The sequence below is a fragment of the Cutibacterium sp. 37298 genome (assembly GCF_023838685.1).
Classification (GTDB): domain Bacteria; phylum Actinomycetota; class Actinomycetes; order Propionibacteriales; family Propionibacteriaceae; genus Cutibacterium; species Cutibacterium acnes.
The window spans coordinates 1-2570 of the sequence record NZ_JAJNRJ010000009.1 but is presented as its reverse complement, the minus strand read 5'-3'; the positions used below and the strand labels follow the sequence as shown (position 1 = coordinate 2570).

The window sequence follows — 2570 nt, the reverse complement described above, 5'->3', positions numbered from 1 at the left end:
GCCCAGACGGCTCCGACGATGGTGCCGATGGCCAGGCCGTTGAGGGGTGCGTGGTGGTATTGCTGTTCGGGTGTGTTTTTGTGGGTGGTCATCGTGGTGCCTTTGTGGTGGTGTGGGGGTCGCAGGCATCTCCGATGCCGTCGTGGTCGGTGTCGGTTTGGTCTTGGTTGGCTATGGTGGGGCAGTTATCTTGAGTATCGGGCACGCCGTCGCCGTCTCGGGTGACCTGGATCGGGAAAGTGAGAGTGTCAGTGGTGCCGGTGGTATCGGTGATGCGCAAATGTGCCTGGTATGTTCCGATTCGGGTGAGGGTGCGGGTGATCTCAGGCGTGGTGGTATCGATTTCGTAGTGTCCGTCACCGTCTAAATCCCATTGCCAGCGTCGGATATGGCCGAAGGCCGTATACGACGAGGAGGCGTCTAGGCTCAACGGGTTACCCCGGCGTACCTGGCTTTGACCCATCACAGCGGCACGCATCCGCACCCCCGGCACCGAGGCTAGCTGCGCAACACTCTCAGACAAGCTCGCACTCCTGGCCGCTCTCGACAGGAGCGCATCATGAACCAGCCCAGCAATCTTCTCATGACCAATCACATTCGGATGAAAAAAATTGGGCTTACTTTTGTCGCTAACTGGTGACACTGGAGTTGCATGGGTTGTTCCGTCGTCGCCGCGTTCTCCTGCCGTCTCACCGACACCGTTGATCCATCGATAAGGGTTTTGCCAGCCGATGAATGGTTCAGGTTCATGGTGAGTGAAAGGGCTGGTGGTAGGGATGTAGGTCACTTTGAGGGCATGGGATGTGTTCCAGGCCTTGACTGTGGCGGCTTGTTTGGTGCGGAATTCGTCCTCGGCGGCCCGCACCCGAGTAGACGGCACGTCGCTTCCCGGGGCATCACGGTCCGCCCGGATGAGGTAGGGGTATCCGATCAGGATGACCCGTGTGTGAGCCGGATCGGCCAGCCGCTGCTGAATATGCGACAACAACGTCGTCGTTTTCGTCATCGTGGCATCAATCTTCTTGCGTGCTGCGTCAACGGAGCCGCCACACTTGGCTAATGACCAGAAATCATCAATGAAGCAGTTTTCGACGACGCTGGTGAAGTCTAGGTCGTTGCCTCCGGCGGTCATGAGGACCACCTTTGTGTGGGGATCCATTCCGTCGGCCTGACTGACAATAGTGTGGTCCCCGGTAGTGATTTGGGCGCCACTCCAGGCCCGCACATCAGTTTGAAACGTGGTATCGTCCCCGAACTCCCGATTCAACCGGCGCGTAAGCACCGAACCATAATTCTTAGGACTGCGATACGAATGGTCAGTTGGATATTCGTAATCCCTTAGCGTTCCGTTGCCTGCCGAGTAGGAGTCTCCCAGCACGGTCATCTTCACTAACCGGCGAGGCGGCACCCACCCATCAACCGTGACCGCCCGAGCCGGATTGGCACCAATGCTGTCGAATGATTGTAGGCCCCGCAACACCGGAACCGCCTGCGCGGTCGCCAAGGCCCTCCACGAAGGACCCCAGTCGTTCGCGAACGAGCCGTCAACCTTCTGCTGACCGGCAAGCCATGCCTGGCCCTTGACAGCCTGGTCTTTGTGGATGGCATCCCCGGCCCGATACAAACCCGGTGCCACCCGCGTCGTCGCACGCACATTCGCATCGTGGTCTGGCCAACCCCACCCATCTCCCTGACGATCGGCATCCAGACGTTTGACAAGCGCCGCCTTGGCAGCCGTAATCGCCTCCTGATCGTCTGCTGTAGACACCACATGCGACAGGGCGGCGAGCATAAGACCATCAGTACTCGCAGTACTCGGATAATTCCGCCCGGGAGGCGTCAAGGCATAGTCGGTGATCGACTTGAATAGCCTCTGCGGGATCGGTTGACCCAGCCGCTCCAACGCGATCATGTCCAACGCCTGATTCGTCGGATACTCAGCGAACTGAGACGCCGACGTCACCGGACCAGCGTAATCAGTTCCCCCGTAGTTGGGTGATTCGCCAGCCGCCAGCAAGGTGATCGTCACCTTCGCACACCCACCCACATTCTTAGAAGTGCAATACGACAGCCCCTTTAGCCTTAATATCCTTCTTGATCGTGCCGAAAAGCTCCGCATCGGTCTTGCCGGCAGAAATCAACGCCAACGCCCCATCCAACTCCGGACCCAAATCACCCTTCGTCAGATCAGCACTGTGACTATCAATGTAGTCGGCGGCCTTACTGGCCTGGGTAGCGTAATCGGCGGGCTTCGGCCCACCCGCTGCTAGGGCCGGGACAGGCACCCCCATCGCCGGCCACCACCGCAGCCGCCACCAGCGAGCCCAACACTCGCCTACGTTTCGTTGTAGCTGCTTCTACCATCTTGTCCCTCCACGGAAACGTCCCGAGGGGATTCCACAGACAACACAGACGTTCACGCGTCGATGCCGACCCCGTAACCCGCGACGGAACCCCACACCACCCCCACGTGATCTGGTACCCCGACTCCCACACACAATGGTGGTCACGGTTGCGCGACAGTGCCGGACTCCCACCAGCTTCCCCACACCACCTAGGCATCAACCCAC

At 59.5% G+C, this 2570-nt stretch carries 2 protein-coding genes, 1 pseudogene and 1 riboswitch; all 3 genes and pseudogenes read right to left on the bottom strand.

The features are described 5' to 3' along the window. A pseudogene (locus tag LRP59_RS11970) lies at positions 1–92 on the bottom strand (adhesin); the annotation flags it as partial. After that, entirely contained in the window at positions 89–2029 is a 1941-nt protein-coding gene (locus LRP59_RS11965) for a PKD domain-containing protein (RefSeq protein WP_002514663.1), read from the bottom strand. The gene LRP59_RS11965 and the pseudogene LRP59_RS11970, both read right to left, overlap by 4 nt. Positions 2030–2051: 22 nt before the next feature. Continuing rightward, positions 2052–2291: a hypothetical protein gene (locus LRP59_RS12270; protein ID WP_002514664.1), complete on the bottom strand. Its 240-nt coding sequence runs from the start codon at positions 2289–2291 to the stop codon at positions 2052–2054. Positions 2292–2477: 186 nt separating this feature from the next. Then, positions 2478–2546, bottom strand: a riboswitch (cobalamin riboswitch). Between the last annotated feature and the right edge of the window lie 24 nt (positions 2547–2570).